Raw genomic sequence first — 26,329 nt, 5'->3', positions numbered from 1 at the left:
AAGTGCCGAGGCTTATCGCAAGTCTTGTCCGAATCCTACCCCCAGAGATGGCCGCCCGGCACCGATCCACCGGCAAAACCAAGGGCAATTCGTCGCCGTCGACCGCAAGGAGCGTGATTTGCCTTTGGCGGGCCCGGCGGCTATGACCACGGCATCTGCGCAACTGGCGCTTGGATGGACCACCATCGGGGAGCGCAGAGACTGAACGCCGCGCGCCTGGGCACCGCTTCGAAACGGAGGTGCCATGACGGCGAACATTCTCGATGGGCATGCACTTGCCCAGATTGTCCTCGACAAGGTTGCTAGCGAACTGGACCGGCTGCCTCGCGCGCCGGGACTTGCGGTCGTGCTGGTTGGCGACGACCCGGCGAGCCAGATCTATGTGCAGAGCAAGGTCAGGATGGCCGAGCGGCTTGGCCTGCGCGGCGAGGTCGAACGCTTGCCGGATGACGCCAGCGAGGCCGACCTGCTTGCCAGAGTAGAGGCGCTCAATGCGCGCGGCGACATCGACGGCATCCTCGTCCAGCTGCCGCTGCCGGCGCAGATCGACGCCTTGCGGGTGATGGTGGCGGTCGATCCGGCGAAGGATGTCGACGGCCTGCACGCGCTGAACGCAGGCCGGCTGTTTCACGGCGACGACGCGCTGGTGCCGTGCACGCCGCTCGGCTGTCTCAGGCTGATCAAATCGATCCGGCCGGATCTCACCGGCTGCCATGCCGTGGTGATCGGCAGCTCCAACATCGTCGGCAAGCCGATGGCCGCACTGCTGCTGCATGAGCAGGCGACCGTGACCCAGACCCACATCCACACCCGCGGCATCAGCAAGATCTGCCGCCAGGCTGATATCCTGGTGAGCGCGGTGGGCAAGGCTGGCCTCGTGCGCGGCGACTGGATCAAGCCGCAGGCCATCGTCATCGACGTCGGCACCACGCGCGTCGAGAAGCCGGAAGGCGGCTACGCCGTGTGCGGCGATGTCTCCTTCGACGAGGCGGTGCAGGTTGCGGGTGCGGTCACGCCGGTGCCGCGCGGCGTCGGCCCGATGACGATCGTCTGCCTGATGGACAACGTGAAAGCCGCAAAGGCAAGGGCGGCCCGGCTGCAATAACTCGCCTGCAGCGGACGCGGGCGGCCGGTGCCGCGCGCGTCTCTTCGCGCCCGAATGCGTGAAGTTCATGACCCCAAAGGTAATGGAAAGCCCACAGCATTCGGCTATCGTCGCCCGGCAGAGGGAGGCGCGCGATGCTGTACGCGGAAGATCTCACCGAGGGCCAGACATTCAAGCTTGGCAGCTACACGATCGGCGAGGCCGAGATCCTGGAGTTCGCCGGCAAGTATGATCCGGTGCCGATCCATACCGATCCCGTCGCGGCCGCTGCCGGCCCGTTCGGTGGCCTGATCGCAAGCGGTTTCAACACCATTGCGATCTATCAGCGGCTCGTCGTGGAGGCGATCTGGACCAAGGTGGCGGGCATCGTCGGGCGGAGCTTCGAGATCCGTTTGCCGAGTCCGGTTCGTCCGGGCGCCACGCTCACCGGCCAATCCCAGATCCAGAAAATCACCATCAGGCCGGAGCGGCGCGACGCCGTCGTGATCTTCAAGACCGAACTGGTCAACGACGAGCAGCGCCCCGTTCTTGTCCTCGTGCTCGATGCACTGATCCACATGCGACCGGCGGAGCAGGCGCGGACGTAGAAGGAAATCCCCGTGGTCGCTCTACGTGTTCCCCGGACTCGACCTCGTCGTCGCGCAGTGCTGCGGCAATTACGACAAGCCGGCGGCCGAACAGCGGCACATCAATGACGCGATCATCGACAAGGTCGTGCTGCCCGGCACTGCCTGAGTGCGGCGAGGAACGGAATTCACTTCCCGCGCTTTCCTATGATCCATGGCGTCAAATCACGATGCCAAGGGAACCCGCACACGCGCGCGGTCAATGCGTCGCGGGCAGGGAACGTTTCGATGCCGGATCGGTTCGAGAGTTCGACGCTCTACAAAGGGCGAGCGGGGAGAAACCAGCCAGGGAAAACCAGCCACGGAAAACCAGCGAAGGCCGGAACCGAATAGAAGGAACAGCGGATGAAGCTTAATTCCACGCAAGTGAAGCAGACCATGACGCAACTGAACGCCCAGGTGCTTCCGGACGATCATCCGGCAGTGGCGCAACTGAACAGCGTGTTTGGCGAGCACACATTCTTTGTCGACACCAGCGGACTCAAGGTCCTCGAACCCGCCCAGACCTCCGACATGCCGGGGCAGACCGGCGAGGTGGTAAGCCTCGCCGAGTGGAGTGATCCGGAGCTGACGTCGCTTCGGCCACACGAGCCCGAGCCGACCGGCGTGCTCATTGCGCTTGAACCCAGCAAGCACTGAGTGCCGCAACGTTCGGCACCGCGATCGGCCCTCTTGATGGCGACAAGCCCCAACGTCACATCAAGAGGTGCCGAAAGTCACATAGCAAATCAGCGCCGCCTGCGTATGCATCGGTTCGAGGTGGGTATCCAGGCGGTGAGGGGCAGATGGGGATCGTGCGGCGCTGGAGCTCTGACGAGGACGAGAAGCTCAGAGAACTCGCCAGGGCCGGCAAGAACGCTCTCGAAATCAGCAACGAACTGACCCGCAGCGCTTCGGCGGTGCGTCGGCGCGCCGAAGTCCTGTCGGTCCTCATCATGGCGAAGGCGTTTCGCGCGCGCCCGTCGCATGTCGCTACCCATCTCGAAAGAGTCGCGATCGACGCGATCCGGAACCGCCGTCCGTTTCCCGCGGGCGTGGGCCCAAGCACCATTGCCGGGATGATCGAGAAGGGCTGGATCGTGCCGGAAATGGGGCGGAGATATCGCGTCACGGACGCCGGCGTGGAGGCGGTGCGCCGGAAGATCCCGAGCGGCTGATAGGCCGCGGCTTTGATCACGAATTCACCGTCGGCCGGCGAGATTCAACTTCCTCTTGTCGCCGCCGGCCCAGGCCAGTGTCTTCGGGTCCATCACGCGGAACCAGAGCGGCGGGATCGCAGCAAGCCCGAACATGCCGGTGTATCCGTTCGGCAGCCGCGGGATATCGTCGAAATCGCGCAGCGACTGGTAAGGGCGCATCGGGTTTGCGTGATGGTCGGAATGGCGTTGCAGATGGAACGTCATCAGGTTCGAGACGATGTGGTTGGTGTTCCAGGAGTGGCGCGGCTCGACCGCCTGGTAGCGGCCATTCGGAAGCTTCTCGCGCAACAGCCCATAGTGCTCGACATAGTTGGCTTGGGTCAGCGCGTACCAGCCGAGGAAATGATGCGCGACGATGAACGGCGCGACTTTCCAGCCGAATAGCGCAATCAGGATGGCCGCGACGACCAGCGTCAGCGCAAAGCCCTGCAGGATTTCATTGTTGATCGACCAGACGGGCTCGCCGCGCCGGGTCAGCCGTTCGACCTCATTGCGCCAGCCGCGCTTGAAGGCGCCCGGCAGTTCGCGCGTTGCGAAGGCATAGATCGATTCACCGAACCGCGCGCTGGCGGGATCCTCGGGGGTTGCGACCCAGGTGTGATGGCCGCGATTGTGCTCGACGCGGAAATGGGCGTAACCCACCGCGCAGTTGGCGAGCATGCCGAACAAGATGTTGAGTCTATCCGCCTTGTGGCCGAGCTCGTGCCCGATCAGCAGTGCGCCGCCATTGATGGTGCCGACGCCGAGCAGCAGGGCGACGTAGGACCACCACGGCAAATCCTGCGTGCCGAAGAAGGCAATCAGGGCAACGTAGTTCACCCAGGGAAACACCACGGTGACGCGCGCCAGCCGCAGGTAATACGGATCGGCCTCCATGGCCGCGACCACTTCCGCCGGCGGATTGTGGGTGTCTTCGCCGAACAGGACATCGAGCAGCGGGATCAGGATGAAGATGAAGACAAAAGGAATCAGCGTCACCAGCGGATTGTGCGTCCGCAGGAAGAGCCAGTAGGACAATAGCGGGATCAGCGGCGGGATGAACGAGAACATCCACAGATAGCGCTTGCCGTCCCGATAGGTGATCGTTTCGCCAGCAGCATTGGTGCCCGTGAAGATCATCGCATTCCTCCAGCAGCTCTTTCGAGGCGGCGTTCGCCGTTGTTGCTCCAAGCATGCCGTTAGGCGGGCCTGCACCGCCAGTTCCCAACAGGCCAATTTTGTGGCATTTTGCGCCAAAACCTGTTCGGCTGGACGTTTGTGAGGGAGGGCGCCAACGCAATGCAGGGATCGGAGGCGGATGCCCTTCGCACCCCAGTGTCCGCGAGCTATGCGCGGGCGCTGGTGCGGGCGTTCGGCAAGACGCGGGGCGAGCGCGACGAACTGCTGAAGGGCACCGGAATCCAGCAGGACGCGCTCGACCAGCCGGGCGCGCACATGCCGGTGTCCTCGCTGGTGGTGCTGGCCGCCAACATCACCCGCCGGCATGGCGAGCTGTGGCCCTTGTCGGCCGCGGCGGTCTGGTCGACATCGCTGCAGGGGGCGCTCGACGTCGCGACCCGGACGGCGCCGACCATCGCGGATGCGTTGACCATCGGTGCCCGCTTCGGGTCGACCCGCGCGCCGTTCATTCGCAACCGGCTGCGCAAAACCTCGCGCTCGGTCCAGATTGAAATCTCGCCTGCGGTGGCGATGGATGGCGCGCTGTGGCGCGCCGTGGCACTCGCCGTCAGCCTCAACGTGCACGCGGTGTATGTGCAGTTGCTCGAGGATTTGATCGACCAGGCGACGCTGCAATTTCCCTGGCCGCCGCCCGCGGGCGCGGAGCGGCTCATGCAGCATTATTCCTGCACCGTGAAATTCAACGCGGCTGCCTTCATCTTCGAGGTGCCGAAACACCTGTGCGCGCGGTCGTCGCCGTTTGCCGATCCGGAATTGCATGCCAAGGCGATCGAAGCCCTGGAGGCGATCGAGAAGCCGCGTTCGGACAACGCGGCGCTGGCGCGGACGGTCGCGAGCCTGATTGCAGCGCGGCTGCCGCAACGCCTCGGCGAGGAGGAGGCCGCGCGCCTCGTCGGCACCTCGCAGCGCACGCTGGTGCGGCGGCTGGCGGAGGCGGGCTACGCCTTCCGGCCGCTGCTCGACGGCGTGCTGCGAGAGCGCGCCCGGACGATGCTTGCAACCGGCACCCAATCGCGGGACGAGATGGCGGCCGCGCTGGGCTACACCGATGCGACCAGCTTCAGCCGCGCCTGCCGGCGCTGGTTCGGCGACAAGAACGTGCACAGCTAGTCTAGCAGATCGGAGACGCCGTCGCCCTCAGGCCCGCGCGTTGTTGGCCCCATCGGGCGTGTGCCTGGCCGGCGTTTGCAGATTGCCGTCCTTGCGACCCGGGCCCGTGTTGGTGGACCTCAAGACACAGCAACATGACACCGCGATGTCGGTGACGACTCCTGTCCATCGCGTGTTGCGACGCGCTGGGAAGAAGGATTGGCGCTCCCGCAGAGATCGAGCTTCAGGGTGGCGGGACACATCTCGAAACAAATCAGTTTGATGGATGGCGTGCACGGCGGCCTGGAGCGACTGGCTGTTTCATCTTGACTCGGGTGACAACTACAGGACAATCGATTCTAACGTTTCCATCTGAGGCTTTGGCCATGGGCGACATTGTGCGTGCATGCTGCGGATTGGTGCGTAAGTCTGCTTGCCGGCATATTTCGATCTTTCTGTTGTCGATTTCGACGCTCTTTATGACGCCGGCACCGATGCAGACGGCGTCCGCGCATGAGCATGATGCCCATGAGCATCATTCCGCACATGCGGCCGCGATGGCGGCGCATCCCGACGATGCGGTGAAGCGCGATGAGCACGCCGCCATGCTGGATTTGGCTCCCGTCGCGGAGGCGACGTTCACGGCCAGGCAGAGCGGTCGCTGGCTCGACACAGCGACCTGGATCGGGAACGAGGTGCCCACGGACGGCGCGCGCGTGCTGATTCCCGCTGGCGCCGACGTTGTGCTCGATGGCCGGATCGCCGACCGCAGCTTCGAGTGGGTCCATGTCATGGGCGGCCTGCGATTGTCGTCGGAGAAATCCACGCTGTTGCGGGTGACAACCCTGCTGGTCGACGTCGATGGTCGGCTCAACGTCGGCGATTCCGCGAACAGGGTCGCGTCAGTTGTGGCGGCGGAGATTTGCTTCATGCCGCGAAAGGGGCGTGATCGCAACCGCGATCCGCTCGATATGGGCGGCGGTCTGTTGTCCCACGGGTTCATGCAAATCCATGGTGCGGCCAAGACGCCCTATGCCATCGCTTCGGCGTCGTTGAACAAGGGTGACCGGTGGCTCTCGCTCGATCGGCCCGTCGACGGCTGGGCGTCGGGTGACAGGATTCTGTTGCCCGGCACGGAAGCGGACGTGAACCACGACGAGATTTTGGAGGTCGCCGAGGTATCGGCGGAGCACACGCGGGTACGCCTCGACAAGGCGCTCGCATTCGATCATTTCTCGCCCTTCGGCCGATCGATCCCGGTTTCCAACCTGACGCGCAACGTGCGCTTCTATTCCGCCGAGACGACGCCGCTGGCCGCGCGCGGGCATGTGATGATCATGCACCGGCAGACGGGTACGGTCATCGATGGGGCATCCTTCGAGGGGCTCGGGCGGACCGATGCCGCCCGGGCGCAGACCATCCCGCAGCTCGATGTCGACGGAAAGCTGAAGCCCGGCAGCGATGACAACACGATCGGCCGCTATGCCGTCCACTTCCATCTGCGCTCTGGTGCGCGGGTCGAGGTTCCCCCGCATATCGTGCGCAACAGCGTGATCATCGATTCGCCCAAGCTTGGTCTCGTCAATCACGGCGGCAATGTCATAGCCGAGCAGAACATCGGCTATCGTATCGTAGGCTCGCACTTCTTCGCCGAGAACGGGAGCGAGATCGGCGCCTTTATCGGAAACGTGGCGGTTCGCTCGTCGGGTTCGGGTGATCGCATTCGTGCACGCGACATGACGTATGATTTCGGCCATGGCGGCCACGGCTTCTGGTCACAGAGTGGCGGCATCAGGATGTCCGGAAATTATTCCTTCGGCCACGCGAGCGGCGCTTATGTGATCTTCGGCTACCCGTTCATTGAAGAAGGCCGCACGGTGTTTTTCGACGGACACAATATCGGTGATCCCAAATATGCCGACGCCCTGGGGCACGTGCTGATTTCCAATGTCAATTTCGTGTTTGAGAACAACGTCGCGGCAGGCTCGCAAAATGGATTGGAGATCTGGAATCACAAGATCTACAACAATCACGACGAAGTCAGCCGGGTTGACGGCTTCAAGGCGTGGGGCGTGCGCGACTACGGCGTCTTTCTCCCGTATGTGAAGAACGTCACACTGCACAATCTTGAACTCGTCGCCTGGCCCCAGCCCAGCGCTGCCGTTGGAATTGCCGGCAATACGCTCAGCGAGAATCTGGCGTTCGACGATATCAAGGTCAGCGGCTTCGCGCTCGGTATCGGCCTGCCGCGTCGCGGTACGGTGTCATTGCGCAATGCCAAGCTGGAAAACCGGCAGAACGTAGAGATCGCCAACGCCAACAAGCCGGGCCGGCTCATCGAATTGTCGGATCTCAAGCTGGGACCGCCGCCAGCCTTGCCCGTCGTAGCGGTGTCGTGGCGCAAGGCATTGAGCAATTGGTGGCATGGCACGAGGAGCTTGCCTCCCACGGAGCATGTCGACATCAACCTTCGCGATCGCATGCTGCCGGAGAACGGCGACATCGCGATGCTGTTCGAACCCGATCGCATCTACCTCACGGATGATACCGGGCGTCATCGGCTGTATTTCGAGACGCAGCTGGCGCAAACGGTCGTGCTGCGCGACGATGGGCCGACGGCGTTGCTGGGCCTCACGGCGAAGCAGGTGTTCGACAAATTCGGTCTGTCCGTCGGCGGTCAGCTGGCGCCTGATAATGTTGACCGGCTTGCGGGCTCCACCGGCTGGATCGGCCGGTCGACGGCCATGGCGGAGGCGCCGGCCGCGAGGCAGCGTGGCGCTGCCGACGAACTCTACCCGATGTCGTCGGAGCATTTCCTGAGGGCCAGCAGCAACGTGACCGATCTGTGGAAGGTGGTCGAGGGGCAATCCAACAAGATTGTGTTCGTCGATCGCGAGCCTCCAAGGTTCTGGTTTCTGCCCGGCCTCAAGCCATTTGAAATCCATCCGGATGACGTGCAGTACGGCTACCGCATCATGGGTATGGTAGCGGATCACGTCGGAAAGAAAATCACGGTGCGGGCCTTTGCCAAGGAGTTCCACGATCTGAAGGTGGACCCCGACGGATATGTGCGCGTGTCGTTCACCGTGAGCGATATGGCGGGAAACGAGACCAAGGAGGATGTAGCCCTGCTCGTCACGGAAAAGGCGGTGCGGCGCGGCGCCAATATCAATTTCTTTGTCCAGAAGGCCTACTGCGGCGAGTGCGGTTACGACACGTTGTACCAGGACATCGCGCGCATGTTCGACGTCGGCGATGACGCTACATTCATCGTACAATGACTCCGTTAGCGCTCATGCCGACGGCATGACGGGCGAGCCTTCCGCAGCCAGCCGTCTGTGGAATCTGGTCTGCCTGTCGCCGGTGCTGAATGCTCCGCTGCGTCGCTTGAGGGTAGATCGCCGGTCGGTGACGATCGGCCCCGAAGGCGCGAGGGCAACGCATCTGGCCCGTGCGATTCAGATCGCACCCCATCTGACAAGGATGGAACTCAACCAGCTGACGGACGAGGAGCTCGATACCACGCCGGCCTGGTTACTCCATCGCCCTCTACGCCATCCCAAGGTTCCCAGACGCGTTTTCGCCAATCGACCTCGTGATACGTCTCGCATCGGCGATAAGCGCTATATCGATTCGGGGAGCGCTTCTGTCCGTGTTGACGATCGACTCGCCAGGCCGCGGCTCGCGTTTCGCTTGGGAGACGGCGGCCGGCCATTGGCCAGCATCGACACGCCGGCGTGGGACGGCGGTAGCGGACGCTGCGCAATTGATCAGGGTGGATGGGCGCGGTGCCTGAGGGCCGTCGAGCTCCTGCTATCCAATCAGGTCCCGCAAGACGAGCAATTCGAAGCCAGGATAGACCGCCGATCAATCGGGAAGCGCCGCGGCGCAACGGAGCTTAAGCTCAGCTCGTGCCGATCCCGTCAATGCGTATGCAGGGCGTCGTATGCGTGGGCAAAAAAGACAGCAGCGCTGAGGAGCAGCAGCGCGATGATCGTCGCTTCCATCATGACACTTCCCCTTATTGTTTGGGGAGAAGGTAGGAGCCAAATGTTTCGGCCCGGTTTCGTGCGCTGGTGAAAATGGTTTCGTGCCGCCTTTGGGACGTCTCGCTTAACACGTCGTTACGGTCGCGCTTCATGCCCCTGGCCGTAAAGATATCTGAAACGATGGCGCGCTCGGAGAGATTCGAACTCCCGACCCTCGGAATCGAAATCCGTTTTACTATGAGGTAAGTCAAAGGCTTAGCTGCCCGGTGTTGCGCTGGCGTTGCGGCTAGCTTCCGAGCAGCCTTGCCTGGATGTCCTCAGCCGCGCGCTGGTCGGCATCGACGTCCTTGAAGAGGTGGCCGTAGGTGTCGAACGTCATCTGGATCGTGGCATGCCCCATGAGCGCCTGGATGCGCTTCGGATTGAGGCCCTGTTCGATCCACAGGGAGGCCGCGGCGTGGCGTAGGGCGTGCAGGCCGTACTTCGGCTCCGCAGATACCTTAGGCGCACCGGTCTCGTCGTTGACGGGGTTGCCGGCGGCATCCAGCACCGGCCGGATTTCAGTCACGCCCGCCGCCACCTGGATGGGCTCGAAGCCCCGTTGAGCGATATTGCTGTGGGACTCGCATCTGCCCTTTCCGGAGGGGAAGACGAGGTCTAGGACCGCTATGGGCTCGCCGGCCGCGTCCTTTTTGCCAGTGTCCAGTCGGGGGCAGGTCAACTTCCATTCGCGGAGCGCGTTGGTCACGATCGGCGGCATCGGGATAGACCGGTAGCCGGACTTCGACTTGAGCCGACCAATCTTGTGGAAGGCGTCGGCGCGCTGCCGGACATGGATTTCGCGGGCCTCGAAGTCGACGTCGGCCCAACGTAGGCCGCGCAGCTCGCTACCGCGCAGGCCGCAGAAGATGGCGACCAGCACCAAGGGCCGCCAGCGGCCCGAGGCCTTCCCGATGATGGCTTGCAGCTCAGCCTTGGTCGGAATGACGGGCCGCGGGTCATCGCGGTCGGGGAGGTGCAGATCGATCCCGCCAGTCGAGTCAACCGAGCACAGGCCGCGCCGCTGGGCCTCCCGGAAGATCCCGCCGAGAGACCGGATTACCCGGCGGACCATTTCCGGCGACCGTCCTTTTTCGCGCAGCAGATCGGCATAGGCATTGATCGCGGGTGCGGTCATCTCGATGAGCTTTTTGGCACCCACGAAAGGCTTGATGTGCAGGTCGACGTGCTCCTCATAGCTCCGTGTGGTGGAGCGCTCGAGGCCCTTCTCGTTGCATCGCTTTAGCCATAATGCGGCAGCGTCTGAGACGCTAGGGGATAGCGTTGCCGGCGTGTGGAGGCCTCGCGCAACATCATGGCGGGTGTCGACGAGCCATGCCTCCGCGTCACTCTTGCGCTCAAACAGTTTCGCGCGGCGCTTGCCGCCGCCGTCGACGTAGGAGGCCTGCCAGCGGATCAGGCCAGAGGGAAGCTTGCGCTTACGGATTGTCGCCATGCAATCTCCACCTCAGTTGGCCCAGATTGATCACGATGTGCGCCTCAACCACCATGCTGTTCGCAATAAATTTTCCCAAGGTTTCCGGCCGGTGCAAGCTGACATACGAGTCGGAACGCATGTCGCGGCCGATCACAAGCAAGGTGCTAGTCTTGGATTGAGACTTTAGAAATTCGCGGACTGTCTCGAAGAGATCCTTGAAGGTATGGACCTTCACAGCTTGGACGCCTACCGACTCGGTAATCGCCGACAGGACCATTGCTTCAAACATAGCAGTTTCGGGATACTGGCGGCTCCGGCCAGTCCCAGGGTTCTTTGCCCCGACCGGCTTGAGCAATCCTTCGCGGGTCCAATTGCGGATCCTGTCACCAACGACCCGCATATCCTCGCCTGGGCGACGTATCTTTTCGGCGATCTCACTAACTGAATAGGTTTTCAACAGATCGATCCTCCTGAACAGGTTTGTTGAGGATAACGAAGCTTCTCCACTTGATCAATGAAATTCGTCGTCTTACAAGAAAATAGTGAATACGCTTCGTTATCCAATGGAGAGGGTCGATGAGCGTCGAAATTGCCGACGACATTTTGCGCGGTGTGAAGACCATCGCGGATTTCATCAACGAAGATGCGCGGGCCACCAATCATAAGTTGGCTACGGGCGCTTTGCCGGGCGGGAAAGAGGGCAACCAGTGGGTTGCGTCGAAGCGGGTGCTACGCGAGCACTACGCCAAGATCACCGCTGGGAAGGCCGCGTAGAGGTGACCCCAAAGCAAAACCCCACCACGCTGGCGGCGGGTGGGGTCTCGGAAATTGATCTGGCTGTCGCTTCGATCGCCGGGGAAACTAAATCGCCTCTCTCAAAACTGCAAGCCGTTCATCTCACACGGCGCTGCGCCATTAGCTTCGCAATGGCTTCTATCATCGCGCCGTTGGTGCACGGGGAGGGGCGATGATGAGCCGCCGACGCCTTCCTAACAAGCGCCTTTCCATCGCTTTTAATTTCGAGTTTGAAGGCCACCATTACCGCGCCAGCGCGACCCGCTTTGCCGACGGTCGGCTCGCCGAGGTCTTTCTCGACGCAGGTAAGTTTAACAGTCCTTTGCAGCAGCATGCCGAAACCGCTGCTGTCCTGGTCAGCTTGCTGTTGCAGCACGGAGTGGGAGTCGACGTAATACTGCATTCGATCCGCGGGCCAATCGCGACAGCACTTCAAATGGCGGAGGCGCCATGATTGCGCCTTCGCCGATTAGCGAAGCCCAGCTCGCACTGAGAAACATTGCGCGCGACGTTGCCATCGTGCCTCGCGAGCAACGTCTCTCGGCATTGCGGACCTCAGCGCTCGGTCTGCGGCCGCTCGTCGCTGAGGGATGGATCCATCCGGCCCAAGCCACCGACAAGATATTTGAAGTTGCGCGCTTGCATGGCCTGGCTGGAGAACCAGGCAGCGACGAGGAGATTGTGATCGGCGACATCGCCTACGAAACGACCGCTCCGCCGAGCCTGCGAGACCCCGAAGAGCCACCATTTGCTGACGGCCCGGAAGCCTACGGCCTGCCGCGCGAACCAGCCGGCGAACCTCCACAGGCCGCGCCGCTCCGCTTGATTTGCCCGCCGGCATGGCGCGACGTGCCCCTTGAGGATATGCGCTGGCTGGCGACCAATCGGATCCCCGCAGGGGACGCAACGATCCTGTCCGGAGACGGCGGTGGTGGCAAAACTACTGTAGCCCTACAACTCGCCGTCGCGGTCGAGCGTGGGCTTGGCGACTGGCTTGGCACGACCTGCTTGAGCGGTCCGGTCATCTTTTTCAGCGGCGAAGAACCAGAACCGGAAATGCGCCGGCGGCTAGATCGCGTGGCGCGCAAGCGTGGCCTCGAGCCGTCCGAGGTCGCCGGCCTGCATTTTCACTTCGCTGATCCTGACGGTTGTCTGCTTGGCTTGTCACGGCCGAATGGTCCGATCGTGCCGACGCCGCTATTCGAGCGGCTATGTAACGCCGCGCTCGAAATCCGTCCGGTGCTGATCGTGGTCGATAGCATCGCCGCCGTATTTGGCGGTAACCAGAACGATCGCGTTCATGCCCGTTCATTCGTCGGTATGTTCCGCCGGTTGGCGCGCCAGGCCGATTGCGCCGTGCTGCTGCTCGACCACCCGTCGCTGTCCGGCATCACCAGCGGTACCGGCAGGGGCGGCAGCATGGACTGGCAGAATGCCACCCGAGCTCGCCTGCATCTCGAAACGGTCTCTGACGCCGAGGCCGGCGTTGATCGCGTTCTAGAGGTGAAAAAGATCAACTACGGTGCCCCCGGCGAAAAGGTGAAGTTGCGCTGGGAAGATGGTTGCTTCGTGCCGGAGGGCAGCACCCCGGCACCGACGCACGCCGCTGCGCTCAACGCCGTCGACCAGATGTATCTTGCCTGCCTCGATCGCCTGACCATGCAAGGCCGCGAAGTCCGTGAGCATCCAGGCCGCGGTTACGCGCCAAAGGCGTTTGCCGACATGCCCGAGGCCAACGGAATCACCCCTCGCGCCTTCAGGGCCGCCCAAGAGCGCCTATTCAGCGCCGACTTGATCCACAATGTCACCGAGGGCCCGGCCTCAAAACGCACCAAGCGCATCGCTCGCAAGGCGACCGAAAGCACGAGCGAGGAGGGGTGAATGAGCCTTCGATCGCCCTTCTATCCCCAATTTTTAGCCTTCGATCGCCCTTCTATCCGGTATGCGATCTACCTTCGATCAGCCTTCGATCGTCTTCGATCACCCTTCCTTCTATCCCCCTATAACCCTAGCATTACAGTTGCAATTGATTGAGGGTTCTGAATCCATGGGTGACCATGATTCGGGATCTGATGATTGGTGGTGCGTCGGTTGAAGATACGCTGACGCTGTGGGCTTCCTCGTTGCGAGATGCCAAGCAACGCATCCGTCCGCTGTTTACGCAGGAGCGGGTCGCGGCCTCGGCGTGGCAGTTTCTCGACGGACTGTTGGGTAACGAGCCGCGCAAGACGGGTTGGATGCGGGCGGAGGCGGCTGGCGATCCAGGCCCGTGGCGCCAGCAGGCGATTCTGGGCCGAGGGCATTGGGATGCCGACGCGCTGCGCGACATTGTGCGTGAGTACGCACTGGAGACGCTTGGCGATGAGGACGCGGTCCTGGTCATCGATGAGACCGGCTTTTTGAAACAGGGCAAGGCCTCGTGCGGGGTCGCACGCCAGTATACTGGCTCGGCGGGCAAGATCACCAATTGCCAGATCGGAGTGTTCGGCTCCTATGTGTCGCGGCATGGCCATGCCTTCATCGACCGGGCGCTCTACCTGCCAAAGGAATGGACGGACGAGCCCGCTCGCCTGAAGGCAGCGCATGTGCCGAGCAATGTGGGCTTTGCGACGAAGCCCAAGATGGCGCATCAAATGATCGCTCGCGCAATCGCCGCAAAGGTGCCGTTCTCGTTCGTGGCGGCGGACAGCGTGTATGGCACGGGAGCGACTGAAACCCTACTGCGCAAGGCGGGCAAAGGCTATGTTCTGGGCGTTGCTTCCAATCATGTGTTCCGTTCCTGGGGCAAACAGCAGCCTGTCGCCGACACCGCCTCCGCGATCGCGCAGAGCCTTCCCAAAAAGGCCTGGCGCCGCCTGTCGTCCGGCGGAGGGACCAAAGGACCGCGCTGGCACGACTGGGCCTATCTCGAATTGGCCGACCTTGAAGCCAGTGAATACAACGACGAGCTTGCCGGGGAATGGACGCGGGGTCTTCTGATCCGCCGCAACATTGCCGACGGCAGCTTGGCCTTCTTCTCCACATGGTGCCCCAAGGGCACGTCCATGCAGAAGCTGGCGTCGGTGGAAGGCCATCGCTGGGCTATCGAGGACAGCTTCGAAACCGCCAAGAACGAGTTCGGCCTTGATCACAATGAAACCCGCTCCTGGCATGGCTGGCATCGCCATGTCTCACTCGTCATGCTTGCCTTCGCCATGATGGCTGCCATCCGTCACCGGGCCAACACCGGGCCATCGCTCAAAAAAACGCGACCGCGGCCCCGACCGAAGCATCGTTCTTGATCCGCTGGTCGGTCCAGGAAATCCGGCGCCTCGCCGTGAAGCTAGACCAGCGACGTATCCCGCACGCCCGCGTCCTCGCATGGTCGTTTTGGCGCAGGGCTCATCAGGCAACTGCGCGCAAAGCCCATCTCAAGAAAAAAATGCAACTGTAATGCTAGGGCGGATCGAAGCGCCCGCCGCGGCCTTGAGGGCCGCTGGCGCTCTCCTCGCCCGCTCAAGGAAACTCCGCTGTTTGCGCTGTGTCCGCTATGGCTGATGGTTCCGTCGGCGAACCAAATGTGCCTCGCGAGAACATTTCCGACCTGCACCGTCTCGCGGAGGCCTGCATGACCGAGCGTGGTCACCTCGAAATAGAGCTCCTGGCTGATCAAGCGGCGATCATCTGGGTTACGCCGTGCGGTGCCTGCGGCGGCCACCGCGTGATGGTCTGGAGCGGCGACGCCGATGCTGCGCGACGCCGAGCAGCACAATGGGCAGACATTCTCGGCTTGGCGCTGCTCGATCCGGAGAGGCTCAATTGAACGGCCATCTGGACATCGAAGCAATCGCGGCCGCGCTCGAGGCCAACCGTGACGAGCTGAGGCGGGAGCGAGCGGAGTCGATCGCTCAAATCGTAACTTTGACGGCCCGGGTTGAGCGTATAGACCGTTTGCTCGACGAAGCGATCGAAGACGGCCCGACTGTCGGGGATGACGATCTGATATCGAGTGCGGAAGCTGCAGAGCGAGCAAATCGAGATCAGCAAACCATCCGCCGCTGGTGCGAGGTGCACGGAATCGGCGTCAAGGTGGCCGGGCGTTGGGAAGTCTCGACCCGGCGGCTTCATGACTTTCAGCGTCGATCCAAGAAACCTGTGTGATGTGGGTTTTGTTGGATATGAGCGTTTGCCGGTATTGGTTTCGCCCGCGACACAGGCAGCATGACATACCGACCGCTGCCATTTCCCGCTCGATACGTTGATCGCCTCGTGGTCTCAGCACCGCAGGCTTTCGGTCGTGCTGTGCGCGAGGCAGCCGCCAAACAGGGGTTGTCGACCGCGGACTTTGTTCGTCTGGCCGTCGCAGAGCGCGCCGCCGATGCCGGCATCGCATGCCCTCGATTGCCCGTTTTGTCCAATTCCACATTTACGCTCGATCGCATCCAGCGACGGGTCAAATAGGAGCGCGCCCAATGAACTTGCCTTTTGCACGAGGATCACAAGTAGCGAAGTGCGAAACCACCTTGGCAGCAGACGTCAAGGCACTGGAGACGTTCGAACAGGAGCTCGTGATGGCGTCGGCCGATCTCGAGACTCCCGACGTCGACCTGACGGACGACGACCTGAAGGCCATGATCTCTAAGCGGGACTTGGCCAAGGCGCGCGTCGACCAGGGACGCAATCGCGTGCGCAAGAGCGAGCAGGCCCTGAATGACGCACGGGCGGCCGCGGCCGAAAAGGAACTGAAAGAAGCGTTGGCCCGGGTCAACGCCTTGTGCGCCAATGCGCACAAAGTGCTGGAGGCGTTTGTCGTTTCCTCGAACCGGGAAGCCCGGAAGGTGCTTCGCACAGTAGCGGAAGCCGACCTTGCGCGCGAGGAACTGAACCGCAAGCTGCCCGAAGACCAGCGCATCGCATCGTTCGAAGCGGCCGTGCTGATGTCGCCCACGATCCCCCGGCAGGACATCTCCAGAACTCGCGAATTACATTGGATCAACCCGCACGGCGGCCGGCCCTATGCTCCAGAGTTCGCCCGCAAGATCCGAGACAACGGCAATGGCACGGCGTCGCTGTCCAGCGCAGGAGGGGAATATAGCTCGGCGCACACCGTGAACATCACGAGGCGTCAATATTTCGACCGCGTCCGTTATTCGGACTGGGTGCACGGCACTGGCGCGTCTTCGTTGGCCGAGGTTCTGGCTCTCCCGGGCTTTCGCGGTGGCGTCCCAGGCTGGGAGCCCATGTCCCGGCCGTCGCCCGAGAGCATTCTTCAGGAGCTTAACCGGCTTGAGAGCGCCGAGGCGCCAGCGGACCGAGAGCCTGAGGTCAAGGAGCTGCTCGAGCCCATCAGCCCGGCCTTCAGCACCGTCGAGGACCTGCAGGCATGGGAGGCCCAGCAGGCAGCCCAGCCCAAAGCCGACGAAGCCGCCTGATCACCAGCACCATGATGAAGGGAACGATGATGACAATTCAGCAGATGCCTTCGGCGCGTGAGATCTACGCTCAGAGGCGAGCAGCCAGAGAAGCCCGAGCCACCAGCAGCAGCCTCGACGTTGCGCTCGGCAGCGCCCAGCAGGCGCCGGCGCCGTCCAGGACCGGTCTCGACCACCAGTCGATCTACGCCAGGCGAAGGCAGGAAGCTCAGCGCGGTCAGGTCCGATGAGTGCTTGGGTTGGGAGTCATGGTGCGGGCGCGCCGATGACTTCCGACCTGCGCGGGGTCGGCGCGTTGTGGTGCCGTCGGTCCCCGCGCGAATTCCGGTCGACGTCCATCGTCGTCGATCGACAGGGCCGCCGGGCGCTGGTGGTTGGTCCGGTGCTCGGCGGCCATGAGGAACAATTGAGGGAAAACGTGATGCACAAGATTGATCAGAACGTAAGCCGGGGCTGGCTGCGCAGCATGACCCAGATGCGGTGGCATCGAGGCCAAAGCCTCAAGGCGGCCATCTCGTCACAGACGGCGGAGCGTCTCATCAAGGCAGGCAAGGACCGCGAGATCTACTCGTCGGTCAAGCGGCATGGGGTGAGCTTGGCCGACGCCATCAAGCGGGTTCAGCAGATCGTCGCCGTCAAGCCTCGCTCGGCAGCCCCGACCCGATCAGCACCACCGAGAGCCAATGTGGAGTTGGTCACCACCCCCCATCCGGTCGAGGACAGCGGCGGATGGGACCGGGCCATCGCCAAGGTCAACGCTGAATTCGGGGTGTCACCCAGATGATCGCGGGTCCTCCCTGGCCCAAAAAACCATACGGGATACAAGTGCGCTCGACCTCGCTAGCGCCAGACCTCAAAACTTTTTACGCACCCGCGCAATTGCGCAGACAACCAAGGCAACAAAGACGATGGGACTGAGCCGGCGAGAGTTCGCGAAGCGGGAGGGTTACACCGAGGGCGCGGTGCGAAACGCCTTGAAGGGCGGGCGTTTGGTCGCGTTGCCGGATGGAACGCTTGATCCCTCTCAGCTTGGCGGCGACTGGTTTCGGCAGGTTGCGACCAATGGCAAAAGGCGCGTAAAGGCCAAGGCCTACGCTGCGCATCTTGAGCAGACTGCGCAGGTGCTGGCGGATATCCCTCCCGACGCTGCGTACAGGTACGGTTGGGACGCTTCCGAATTTGACGAAGAGACGACAGACGCCCTGGCCGTGTTCCTGGCGATAGGCGACGCGTACCGGCAGGACCTCGAGACGATCGGGCTCGCGACCGCTTTCCACGGAAGCGGTCTGCTGGAGCGTGAGGCCTACCGGGTTGGATGGCGGGGCGGTGGTGACCATCCGCCTGACCTCGGTTTGTCGACGATGAGCGATGCTGATCCGATTGGCCCGAAAGACATCTACGACGACCTCAACGCCCAATTGCTCAATTTTGGATTGGTTCGCAGGTTCGGCCGCGCGATGGCGCCGGACACTCCCGGCGATAAGGACGCGGTCCCCTTGGACATCAACGACCCGATCGCGGTCGCCGGCCGGATGATCCATTTGGCGATCAGCTTCTACCAGGAAGACCTGAAACGCCGGCGGCGAGCCCTTGGGATTGTGAGCCCGAGGGACAAGAAGTTCCTCGTAAAGAAGGAGGCCACTGATGGCTAAGGGGAAGAACGAAATCCTGCTCTCGATCGCGATTGAAGGCGACCAGGACGTCAAGAGCAAGCTGCAGGCCGTCGGTGAGGCCAGCAAGAAGTCGCTTCAGGACATCGAGAAAGGCTTCTCTAATGCCGGCAACGCCTTGGGTAAGGTGCCGGAAGGCAGCGGGCTGCAGAAGGCGCTCGCACCGATCTTGGAGACATCCGGCATCCAGGGCACGCTTTCAGGCGTCACGGGGCTGCTCAGCCGCTTCGGCGGCGTGATCGCTGGCGGCGGTTTGCCGGCGGCGCTGGCGGCGATCGGCGCGCATCTCGCAAAAATCAACCAAGAGACCCAGCAAACCGAGACGCGGTTGAAGGCCCTCGGTGCAAGCGAAGGTGCGGCCGGTAGACTGCGCCAAAGCGCCCGGGCGATCGACGCCGAGCCGAAGGACTTGGCCGGCGGGTTTGAGGAGTTCCTCCCGTTTAAGCGGCGTCAGGAGATCCAGTCACCGTTCGGCGTCGCCGACGTGAGCGAAAAGCAATTTCTCGCCGCTCAGCGCGCGCTGGTCGCGGGGGCCAAGGTCGACAACGTGCCGACCTCGGACGCCATAGCAAAGGCCGGTGGCTTTCTCAGCCGGCTATATCAACCCCACGACATCGGCGACGGCACCTCGGCCCAAGGCCTCGCGGCAGGCGGCCTTTCAGGTCTTTCGCCGAGCCAGGCCAATCGGGTCGCTCGCGCCGTCGGTGGAGAGGTGGGCGTCCCCTTCCGGAATGCCGACGAGTTGTCGCTCTTCCTGGAGCAGAAGGACAAGCAGGGTCGCTCGCCGGTCATCTCGACCCGCGCTGTGTTCGATGCGTTGCAGCGGGACGAGCCGGCCGCGCTGTCGGAGGCCGAGAAGCATAGAACCCCCGGCGACGCCAGTGATCGTCTGAGGGGACGGTTGAGCGGCATTCAGGACTCCGTTTCCGACATCCTCGGGCCGCCCAGTGGCAAGGCCGCGACCGGCTTCACCGATACGGTGTCAGAAGGGTTCCGTCATATCCAGGAACGGATCGATGCCAACGCGCCTACCGCGAAAGCATTTGGTGAGAGCGGCCGCGACCTCGGTGAACGCACGCGCATCCCGGGCGCGGCGCGTGCTGGTGAGTTGCTCGGCACGACGGAGGGCTTAGGCTTCGGCATCCTGCGCGACGCAGCCAAGGGTTATGGCGTGCTCGGAGGCCAGATCGGGGATGCTCTTGGCCTCCGCCCTGGGACGCAGCCGCAAGTATCCCCCGATGCACCGTATGGATTTCTAAAACCTCTTCAGGAACGTGAACTTGAGCAGCAGCGGATCCGGGATCAGATGCAGCAGCCCGTCCCGCAGCAGCCAGTAGTGCAGCCTCCAACACCGGAGCAGCCAGCTACGCACGGTCCGCGCAGCGAGGCGACGCCGCTGCAGCAGACCGCGGACCTGTCCGGCGCGCTGATGCGCGTCCTTGAAACCATCTCGGCCGCGGCCAACAACGCGAATAAGCCTGACCTGAAGGTTGATGAACCAACCAGCGGCGGCATCCGCGGCGATGCCGGCGACGCGGCAAAGGGAGGAATTGGCGAATTCCGGGAGGTGGCCGCCATGCTGTCGTCTGCGATCGCTGAAGCGGCGGCTGAGATCAAGAACAGCACACAGGGTGGCGCGCCGGTGCAGGTGCAGGCGGCAGCTTGGGGTGGCCTGATCCGGCGGCGCTTGGATGTCGGAGGCGGCGTCAGCGGACCCGGCACGTCGACCTCCGACAGCATCCCGGCGATGCTTTCCGACGGCGAATACGTCATCAGGGCGAGTTCAGCCCGGAAGATCGGCCGCCGCGGGCTCGATTGGCTCAACTCCGGTGCTCCGGGACTTGCTGACGGCGGGGATGTTGCGGAGAAGGCGAAACGGTTCGCTGATGGTGGTGATGCCGAGGATGATGGCGATACTGGTGTTATCGGTCGCACGCTCGCTAATGCGAAGACGCTGGGCCCGGGCGATCATCAGATTACGTTCGATCCCGGCACCGGTGGTGCGTGGATCGATGGCATCCTCCACACTCCAGGCGATCCATTGCTCGACGATCCGCTGGTTAAGTCGGCGATGGCGCAATCTCGAGCCGGTATGAACGCGCAGCCCTCCAAGAGCAAATACAAATCTCAGTTCGTCGGTCGCTTCGGGCATAGTGATGATGCTGACACTTACGTTGCAGGTGGCGGCCCAATTGGTGACTGGAGCGGCCGTTCGGCAGGCGGAAATCTGCGGAGCTTCGCTTCCCGACACTTTGTGAATGGAGGAATGGTTTCACTCGCTCCGATGCTCCATCTCGCAGACGGGGGCGGCGCCGGTGGAGTGAGTGGGGCCGCTCCAACTATCGATGGCGGCGCTCTTGCGGCTCCCTCCGGCAGTCTCGGTCACTACGACGTTGATCTCCGCACCAATCACGGCGACTTCAAGATGATGGCACCGGAAGACGTTGCGCGCGCGATGACTCGTGCGGCCGGTGATGCGTCGCTGGCGCAGACTGGTCCCCGACCGGGTTGGTACTTTGGGAGCAAAGGATGATGGAACGTCGCGACGAGATTATCCTGAACGAAATGGTTGCAATGATGCGACAGTCGGCGAGCGCAAATCGAGCGCGGCCCTTGACGCTTGCGGACATCAACGACGCTCTTGTGAAGTTCATCGAGGGCCACGATACCTACGTCGTCTTCTGGACTGAAGGCGAGACCGAGCGGAGGCTCGTAATCCGCTGGTGCGGTCGCGAAGATGACCGCGAGTTTCGCGGCAATGCGGCCTATGTCGAGGACTTCGCGACCGCTCTCGTGCTCCGCGTTGCTTGCCGAGCGGACGACAACATGGCGCCTGATGTCGAAGTGGTCGAGATGGCCTTGGCGCAGTCATCAGGCAAGCCCCTCATCGAGGCGGAATTTGAGATGGTCTTCGATGCCGACCAACGCGCCTGAAACCCGTAAGACGCACGTCACGCGCATCTTCGGGACGAACAAGAATGGCGACCGTCTTGATTCTATGTGGGCTGATGTCGAACGCATGGAAGTCGTGAAAAGCGCCTCGCAGGAAGCTCCGGACAAGCAGTGGCAGGGCACGCAGCGCAAATTGAAGTGGAGCGACGACCCTAATGCAGATGACTACTCGCCTGACGGCACGCCGTCTCGCCTGTTCGACACGGTGAAACTCTGCGATCCGACGGGCGACGTCAACGATCCTGACGAGTGGATACCGATCAAGGTCATCCGATCAATGAGATCGCTCGGGGGCGATGGAATAGGTCAGGGATTTCAGGACAGATTTCTAAACTCGGCCGAGGATGATGATGCCAAAACTGCCCGCATTGTGGAGGTCCGCAGGATTGTCCACTGCGACACCAATTGGGACAGCATTGTTCAAGACGCAGCCGATGCTGATCCGAGCCTTCGCGAGTATGTTATCCCGAGCAGTGATTACAACAAGGACACCTCGACCAAGGACACGGACCAATACGCCGAGCACGAGATCATCACCTACTTGAAGCACAAAGGTAATGTGGACGAACTAAGCGGCCTGGGCCGGCAAACGAAACTGCTCAATCAGTACATGATCGATGAGAGTGAGGATGCGACGCAGAAAGTGGTCGGGGCCAATGGCATCAATCCGCCGTATCGGCTCGATCCTTACCAGAACATCGTCAACGTCCAACTCACCCCGACGGTGATCGTTGTGTTCATCGATTGGGTCCAAACAGTGCCGAGCAAGTATTCAACGCGCTCGATCATCGACGACAAAGCGATATTTCTAGATCAATTTGAAATTCCCATCGTGGACAATAGCATCGGCGCCGCTCGGGGTTTCGCGTACAAAGTGAGCGCCGCCGCTGGCGAATTCATCACCAGCTTTGGCGCTCCGTTGACGGGCCCTGCAGCGAAGATCGGACAAGACATCTTGGCGTTGGTTTTCGCCATGGACGGAGACATCGACAATAGCTTGGCCCGAGCAAAAGCTGGCGCAAAATTGGTAATGCCGGCTGCTTATCTCGAGGCTCACGGATCGAACGCGCTTGCGTCAAAGGTCGATCCGCCGGGATTGCTATGGAGTGTGAGTGCAACGAAAGTGCCGCCCGGAAAGCCGATCACCTGGAAAATCAAGTGGCAAAAGCACAGGGCGGGCCAAGCCACAAAGCCGCCGAACGTCATGGTTCAGTGCTATCCGCTTAGCGCACCCTACATAAACAATCTTACCGACCCGGCCTCCGTATTCACCGGCTACGTCATCCGCGTGTATAGGCTCGATCGCAAAGGCACAGGACAGTCCTACGGTGGCGATCTCAATCCGGCTGCACTTGTTGTTGCTGGCGGCAATCCCGCGCCTCCCGGCTCGCGCATGGACCCGGCTTGGCATCAAATTATCGGCTCGGGGAATGGCGTGGCGCGGGATGGAAAATTCAGGGGCATCCCGTTTGCCGATCCACCGCCGCTGATCGGCGGCGACAACCCATCAGGATGATTGCCCCGGCTTCGATCTCTAGAGCATCGATCATCAGTTTCGCGGCCAACTGTGGAGCGGCTGTTCGGGCGGCAAGGGCGGCGAATCGGCTATGGCCCTTGTTTCAAAGACTCGATATGTCCGCTTTCGCATGAGCGCCACGCCATGGTTGGTATTGCCGTCAGGTCGAGCCGCCGCGAAGTATGGTGCCAAGGTCTGGGCTACCGGATCGAATGCGATTGTGATGCCGGGCTCCTGGAAGAGTATTTTCTCTCAACCAGAAAGCCCAGGTCTCACTTCTCTTTCGCCCATCTATGCAGGGGCTGCTCGGGTTGAACTGGCACTCCGACGGCCGCCGCAAATCGCGGGTAGTCCACAAAGCGAACTGTCGCACCTTGCATGACGGCCTCGATCGATCCGTCGGACAGCGATCGATAGGGAATGCCGGCGAGCACTCCGTCAGCCTGGAAGGCGGCACCTTTGGCAGGCTGAGAATCTTTGCGCTTCATCACCAACACCAACAGGAGCGCAATCACCGGCGTGAGGACGATCGCCAACACAAACCACCCGAAGCCGTCGCGGCCGCGAGCGTTGGCAGCAACTCCGACGACGATCGACAATGCAAACCAGAAAAAGAAAATCTCCATCTGCCCATTCCTAAATTGAAAGGGATAGCGTCTCGCAACCGTCGGTGGAGTGCAAGCGGGTTTTTACGGGGCCGCTTTAGGCTCCAATTCTGCAAGCGCTTTTGCGACTGCGGGTCCGAGCCAATTGAGAATTTTAACTGCTTCTTGTTCAGTGCGGCCGTGGGCGATCATTCTCAAGTCGATGGCGTAGGCGTCAGTGATTTCCCAAAGCCACTTTAGCGGTTCTACGATCAGCTCGAAGCTTACCGGACACTGCTTCGTAAAGCGGACCGCGCTGGGGGATTTCAGGGGCCCAGTATACAGGGCGCCGTCGGGACAGCTCATTTCGAGCCCGGCGGCGTAACTTTTTCAGCCGAGTTAGCGGCGGTCGCGCCTGCTGAACATACTTCGAAACCCTCGTGGCAACCGCGGGAATGGATCGTCCGGCTTCGGCCTGTTGCACTTCGGGCAGGGAGCGCCAGCACCACCGCATCTGCATGCGTGATTGCCCGTCCAAGGTTGATCCGGATGGTTTTCGCAGACCCATCCCGTGTCATCGCAAAGGATGCATGCCGGCTCAGTCATCGGCATCAGCTCGAACAGTTCGAGGACATCGGCAAGCCGCAGCTTAGTACCCTTCGGCATGTGCTCGAGGAGCAGGTGCCTGGTGTCCGCGGCGATCTCGTCCCGCTTGAGCGGATCATACTCGTCATGGAAGCGGCGCATGTTGGCCGCAAACGCCCGGGCGACCTCCGGCGGGATTTCGAGCGGCTTGTGAGTGATCGGCATGCCCGGGAGATAGGTATCCGGGGCCGGATTACGAATCCGCAGCGGAGGCCGCCGTGGGGTTTCTACGGAGCCTCGCGCCTTGCGCGGTAAGGGTTCTCGGCATGGAGAAAGCCGAGAAGGTAAATCAAGCTCCCTTCGGAAAATCCGTCAAGACTGGAAAAAGCGGCAATTTGTCCCGCCGAGATTCACACGAGTTAATTCCGGAACGGGACCTCGTTTGGCATGATCCCACCACAGGGCAGGTAATTTTCATTTCGTATTTTTTCAGCCCTCGCAACGACGACCGCTGCTTCCTGGCGGACAGCGGATCGGCGATCCAACTCGGCCCCAGCATGATCCGGATGCTGGGGCCTTTTTGATTAGGAACGAAGTGGATGCACTGGCATTGGCTTCCCTGTTCGGTGCCGCATCGCTACCGGCACTCAGAACGCCCAGCTAGTAGCTTGGCCCCAGCTTCCGCGGTCGCTGGGGCCTTTTTTATGGCAGCTAGGAACGAACGTGGCCGAGCTTTGTTCGTCTGTCATCCGAATGCAGCTCTCACCATCCCCCCCCCGACCAAACCGCATTCGGACAGTGTGAGTGGAAAGCCGATGGCCCCAGCGTGCTCCCGAGCGCTGGGGCCGTTTCCGTTCGGGAACAACTTGCAGTGAGCGCAGTTGAGATCGGTACGACGAGGAGTGGGACTAACCTATCGGCCTCAGCGTTCTCCCCGGGCGCTGGGGCCGTTCTACGCGAACAGGTCTTTGCCGGCCTGCGTCATCCGCACGAACGTCCCGCTCTCGTGGTACTCGAGCCAGCCCTGATCCTTGGCGTACTCCAAGCCGGCCCAATACTCTGCCGGCGTCGCCTTGTCCTGGTAGATCATCGGATAGTTGATCTTCTCGATGTAGATCCGGCCATCCTGGATCGGCTCGAAGGCGCGGGCGTGCTCCAGGAGCCTGCGGGCGGCTTTTTCAGGGTCCGCCCAAGTGCTCTTTTCCATCTCCACCATGCCCCACCCGTTTCCAGTCGGTGTAATTATAGATTCCCGACCAATGATGGACGGGCTTGCCGCATTGTAGGCAGCTAAAAAGGCCTGAGCTGATCACAGGAGCGCCGCCCCGTTCCTGGACCGCTGAATAAAGAGTGCCGCACCCGCGGCATAAAAAATAGACCCTGATATCAATCTCCCTTTGTTAGGTCCGAAACTTATTCTTGGAAGCACCCTCAGTGTCGTCTGTTCGAATCGAGCCGTCGGGAAGCTGCTCTGATCTCGCGCAACTTGCTTTTGGCGTCCTCCAGATCAAGCGCCGCGAGCAGCTAGCGTTCCCCAGGCCACCACGTCGACGGAGGGTGCATGGCGGAAATCTTGTTCGTCCGCAATGCAACGAGATGGCTGCGCTTGAATGGGTGACCTTGCTGGCGTGAGCAATCCTTGCACCGCATGTACCGCTCGAGCTCGTGGATAGGCGTCCACTTCGGCCGCCTGACGATGTCGAGCGCCACCGTCTGATGCGTTTCGCAGCCGAGGCATTTCACTTCGAGGTAGCGGAAACCGGCGTTGAGCGCATCGCCGAGCGCGGGTGACGGAGGGGCCGGCCCCTGGAAGGCGAGCATGCGGGCGTTCCATGCCTGGCAAGCCACTGCGTCGGCCTCCAGCCGCGCTTCCTTGGCCCGCTCGGCGAGATGCCGGACGGTGGCGCCGAACATGTACTCGCGTGACTTGGATCCCATCCCCCATGATCGCGCCCAATCCCTCCAGGGAGAAGCCGCTAGGGCTATCGGGCAACGTGCGGCCGCTCACAAGGACTAGGTCAATGGGTGGGCGGCCGGCTCGATCTGCCGGCCCGTCTTTAAAGCGTTTGATAACGTGAGCATGGCACCTATAATACGCTCAACTGGCGACTTGGCCATCATCAGGTAAGCGGTTGATTTGTGGCCTTAATTC

26 protein-coding genes and 1 riboswitch are annotated in these 26,329 nt (G+C 62.0%); of the genes, 19 read left to right on the top strand and 7 right to left on the bottom strand.

The window, feature by feature from the left end; genetic code table 11:
* Positions 1 to 149: 149 nt before the first annotated feature.
* Positions 150 to 229, top strand: a riboswitch (ZMP/ZTP riboswitch).
* Between the two features lie 15 nt (positions 230 to 244).
* The 5 genes from ABIB78_RS19225 to ABIB78_RS19205 all read left to right on the top strand — a co-directional run bounded on the left by ABIB78_RS19225 (position 245) and on the right by ABIB78_RS19205 (position 2,888).
* Positions 245 to 1,105, top strand: coding sequence for a bifunctional 5,10-methylenetetrahydrofolate dehydrogenase/5,10-methenyltetrahydrofolate cyclohydrolase (locus ABIB78_RS19225; protein WP_429027346.1), 861 nt, complete (start codon positions 245 to 247; stop codon positions 1,103 to 1,105).
* Between the two features lie 134 nt (positions 1,106 to 1,239).
* Positions 1,240 to 1,692 (top strand): MaoC/PaaZ C-terminal domain-containing protein, encoded by a 453-nt coding sequence (locus ABIB78_RS19220; protein ID WP_429027344.1) that lies wholly within the window; start codon positions 1,240 to 1,242, stop codon positions 1,690 to 1,692.
* Positions 1,693 to 1,717: 25 nt separating this feature from the next.
* Positions 1,718 to 1,840, top strand: a complete 123-nt coding sequence (locus ABIB78_RS19215; protein ID WP_429027342.1) for a hypothetical protein — start codon at positions 1,718 to 1,720, stop codon at positions 1,838 to 1,840.
* Positions 1,841 to 2,076: 236 nt separating this feature from the next.
* Positions 2,077 to 2,370 (top strand): hypothetical protein, encoded by a 294-nt coding sequence (locus ABIB78_RS19210; RefSeq protein ID WP_016846480.1) that lies wholly within the window; start codon positions 2,077 to 2,079, stop codon positions 2,368 to 2,370.
* Between the two features lie 146 nt (positions 2,371 to 2,516).
* Complete coding sequence (locus ABIB78_RS19205; RefSeq protein ID WP_429027341.1) at positions 2,517 to 2,888, top strand: hypothetical protein; 372 nt, start codon at positions 2,517 to 2,519, stop codon at positions 2,886 to 2,888.
* A gap of 24 nt (positions 2,889 to 2,912) precedes the next feature.
* On the opposite strand, the gene ABIB78_RS19200 is transcribed toward ABIB78_RS19205, so the two are convergent.
* Entirely contained in the window at positions 2,913 to 4,049 is a 1,137-nt protein-coding gene (locus ABIB78_RS19200; protein ID WP_429027339.1) for an alkane 1-monooxygenase, read from the bottom strand.
* Between the two features lie 195 nt (positions 4,050 to 4,244).
* On the opposite strand from ABIB78_RS19200, the gene ABIB78_RS19195 reads away from it, so the two are divergent.
* Together ABIB78_RS19195 and ABIB78_RS19190 are read left to right on the top strand one after the other, a co-directional pair.
* Positions 4,245 to 5,219, top strand: a complete 975-nt coding sequence (locus ABIB78_RS19195) for an AraC family transcriptional regulator ligand-binding domain-containing protein (RefSeq protein WP_429027337.1) — start codon at positions 4,245 to 4,247, stop codon at positions 5,217 to 5,219.
* Between the two features lie 365 nt (positions 5,220 to 5,584).
* Entirely contained in the window at positions 5,585 to 8,479 is a 2,895-nt protein-coding gene (locus ABIB78_RS19190) for a G8 domain-containing protein (RefSeq protein ID WP_429027424.1), read from the top strand.
* A 994-nt stretch (positions 8,480 to 9,473) separates the two neighbouring features.
* Here the strand turns inward: ABIB78_RS19190 and ABIB78_RS19185 are convergent.
* Positions 9,474 to 10,682 (bottom strand): tyrosine-type recombinase/integrase, encoded by a 1,209-nt coding sequence (locus tag ABIB78_RS19185; protein ID WP_429027336.1) that lies wholly within the window; start codon positions 10,680 to 10,682, stop codon positions 9,474 to 9,476.
* A complete protein-coding gene (locus tag ABIB78_RS19180; protein WP_429027334.1) occupies positions 10,666 to 11,121 on the bottom strand; it encodes a hypothetical protein in 456 nt (151 codons plus the stop codon). The genes ABIB78_RS19185 and ABIB78_RS19180 overlap by 17 nt, the downstream gene beginning before the upstream one ends.
* Positions 11,122 to 11,240: 119 nt before the next feature.
* Here ABIB78_RS19180 and ABIB78_RS19175 point away from each other — a divergent pair, with 119 nt between their 5' ends.
* Positions 11,241 to 11,438 (top strand): hypothetical protein, encoded by a 198-nt coding sequence (locus ABIB78_RS19175; protein ID WP_429027333.1) that lies wholly within the window; start codon positions 11,241 to 11,243, stop codon positions 11,436 to 11,438.
* 118 nt (positions 11,439 to 11,556) lie between these two features.
* On the opposite strand, the gene ABIB78_RS19170 is transcribed toward ABIB78_RS19175, so the two are convergent.
* Positions 11,557 to 11,862, bottom strand: coding sequence for a hypothetical protein (locus ABIB78_RS19170; RefSeq protein WP_429027330.1), 306 nt, complete (start codon positions 11,860 to 11,862; stop codon positions 11,557 to 11,559).
* A 47-nt stretch (positions 11,863 to 11,909) separates the two neighbouring features.
* Here ABIB78_RS19170 and ABIB78_RS19165 point away from each other — a divergent pair, with 47 nt between their 5' ends.
* The 10 genes from ABIB78_RS19165 to ABIB78_RS19120 all read left to right on the top strand — a co-directional run bounded on the left by ABIB78_RS19165 (position 11,910) and on the right by ABIB78_RS19120 (position 23,008).
* Positions 11,910 to 13,340: an AAA family ATPase gene (locus ABIB78_RS19165; protein WP_429027329.1), complete on the top strand. Its 1,431-nt coding sequence runs from the start codon at positions 11,910 to 11,912 to the stop codon at positions 13,338 to 13,340.
* Positions 13,341 to 13,516: 176 nt separating this feature from the next.
* Positions 13,517 to 14,740: an IS701 family transposase gene (locus tag ABIB78_RS19160; RefSeq protein WP_429027422.1), complete on the top strand. Its 1,224-nt coding sequence runs from the start codon at positions 13,517 to 13,519 to the stop codon at positions 14,738 to 14,740.
* A 326-nt stretch (positions 14,741 to 15,066) separates the two neighbouring features.
* Complete coding sequence (locus tag ABIB78_RS19155; protein ID WP_429027328.1) at positions 15,067 to 15,261, top strand: hypothetical protein; 195 nt, start codon at positions 15,067 to 15,069, stop codon at positions 15,259 to 15,261.
* Positions 15,258 to 15,599, top strand: coding sequence for a hypothetical protein (locus ABIB78_RS19150; protein ID WP_429027327.1), 342 nt, complete (start codon positions 15,258 to 15,260; stop codon positions 15,597 to 15,599). Before ABIB78_RS19155 ends, ABIB78_RS19150 begins: the two co-directional genes overlap by 4 nt.
* A 311-nt stretch (positions 15,600 to 15,910) precedes the next feature.
* Positions 15,911 to 16,870 (top strand): hypothetical protein, encoded by a 960-nt coding sequence (locus tag ABIB78_RS19145; RefSeq protein ID WP_429027325.1) that lies wholly within the window; start codon positions 15,911 to 15,913, stop codon positions 16,868 to 16,870.
* A 265-nt stretch (positions 16,871 to 17,135) separates the two neighbouring features.
* The gene (locus ABIB78_RS19140) at positions 17,136 to 17,654 is read left to right on the top strand and encodes a hypothetical protein (RefSeq protein ID WP_429027323.1); all 519 of its coding nucleotides are present in this window, start codon (positions 17,136 to 17,138) and stop codon (positions 17,652 to 17,654) included.
* 124 nt (positions 17,655 to 17,778) lie between these two features.
* Entirely contained in the window at positions 17,779 to 18,522 is a 744-nt protein-coding gene (locus ABIB78_RS19135) for a hypothetical protein (protein ID WP_429027321.1), read from the top strand.
* The gene (locus ABIB78_RS19130; protein ID WP_429027319.1) at positions 18,515 to 21,073 is read left to right on the top strand and encodes a hypothetical protein; all 2,559 of its coding nucleotides are present in this window, start codon (positions 18,515 to 18,517) and stop codon (positions 21,071 to 21,073) included. The genes ABIB78_RS19135 and ABIB78_RS19130 overlap by 8 nt, the downstream gene beginning before the upstream one ends.
* Entirely contained in the window at positions 21,073 to 21,474 is a 402-nt protein-coding gene (locus ABIB78_RS19125) for a hypothetical protein (RefSeq protein WP_429027316.1), read from the top strand. Before ABIB78_RS19130 ends, ABIB78_RS19125 begins: the two co-directional genes overlap by 1 nt.
* The gene (locus ABIB78_RS19120) at positions 21,455 to 23,008 is read left to right on the top strand and encodes a hypothetical protein (protein ID WP_429027313.1); all 1,554 of its coding nucleotides are present in this window, start codon (positions 21,455 to 21,457) and stop codon (positions 23,006 to 23,008) included. The genes ABIB78_RS19125 and ABIB78_RS19120 overlap by 20 nt, the downstream gene beginning before the upstream one ends.
* Before the next feature lie 272 nt (positions 23,009 to 23,280).
* Here the strand turns inward: ABIB78_RS19120 and ABIB78_RS19115 are convergent, their stop codons facing one another.
* Complete coding sequence (locus tag ABIB78_RS19115; RefSeq protein ID WP_429027311.1) at positions 23,281 to 23,634, bottom strand: hypothetical protein; 354 nt, start codon at positions 23,632 to 23,634, stop codon at positions 23,281 to 23,283.
* Positions 23,635 to 24,503: 869 nt separating this feature from the next.
* On the opposite strand from ABIB78_RS19115, the gene ABIB78_RS19110 reads away from it, so the two are divergent.
* Positions 24,504 to 24,761 (top strand): hypothetical protein, encoded by a 258-nt coding sequence (locus ABIB78_RS19110; RefSeq protein ID WP_429027309.1) that lies wholly within the window; start codon positions 24,504 to 24,506, stop codon positions 24,759 to 24,761.
* A 368-nt stretch (positions 24,762 to 25,129) separates the two neighbouring features.
* Here the strand turns inward: ABIB78_RS19110 and ABIB78_RS19105 are convergent, their stop codons facing one another.
* Together ABIB78_RS19105 and ABIB78_RS19100 are read right to left on the bottom strand one after the other, a co-directional pair.
* Complete coding sequence (locus tag ABIB78_RS19105) at positions 25,130 to 25,384, bottom strand: hypothetical protein (RefSeq protein ID WP_429027307.1); 255 nt, start codon at positions 25,382 to 25,384, stop codon at positions 25,130 to 25,132.
* Between the two features lie 317 nt (positions 25,385 to 25,701).
* Positions 25,702 to 26,115 carry a hypothetical protein gene (locus tag ABIB78_RS19100; RefSeq protein WP_429027304.1) on the bottom strand — a complete coding sequence of 138 codons (414 nt, stop codon included), beginning with the start codon at positions 26,113 to 26,115 and terminating at the stop codon, positions 25,702 to 25,704.
* Positions 26,116 to 26,329 lie beyond the last annotated feature (214 nt).

Source organism: Bradyrhizobium sp. I1.14.4 (genome assembly GCF_050435825.1).
Classification (GTDB): Bacteria; Pseudomonadota; Alphaproteobacteria; order Rhizobiales; family Xanthobacteraceae; genus Bradyrhizobium.
The sequence above is the reverse complement of the archived record's forward strand: the minus strand, read 5'-3'. Positions and strand labels throughout refer to the sequence as shown.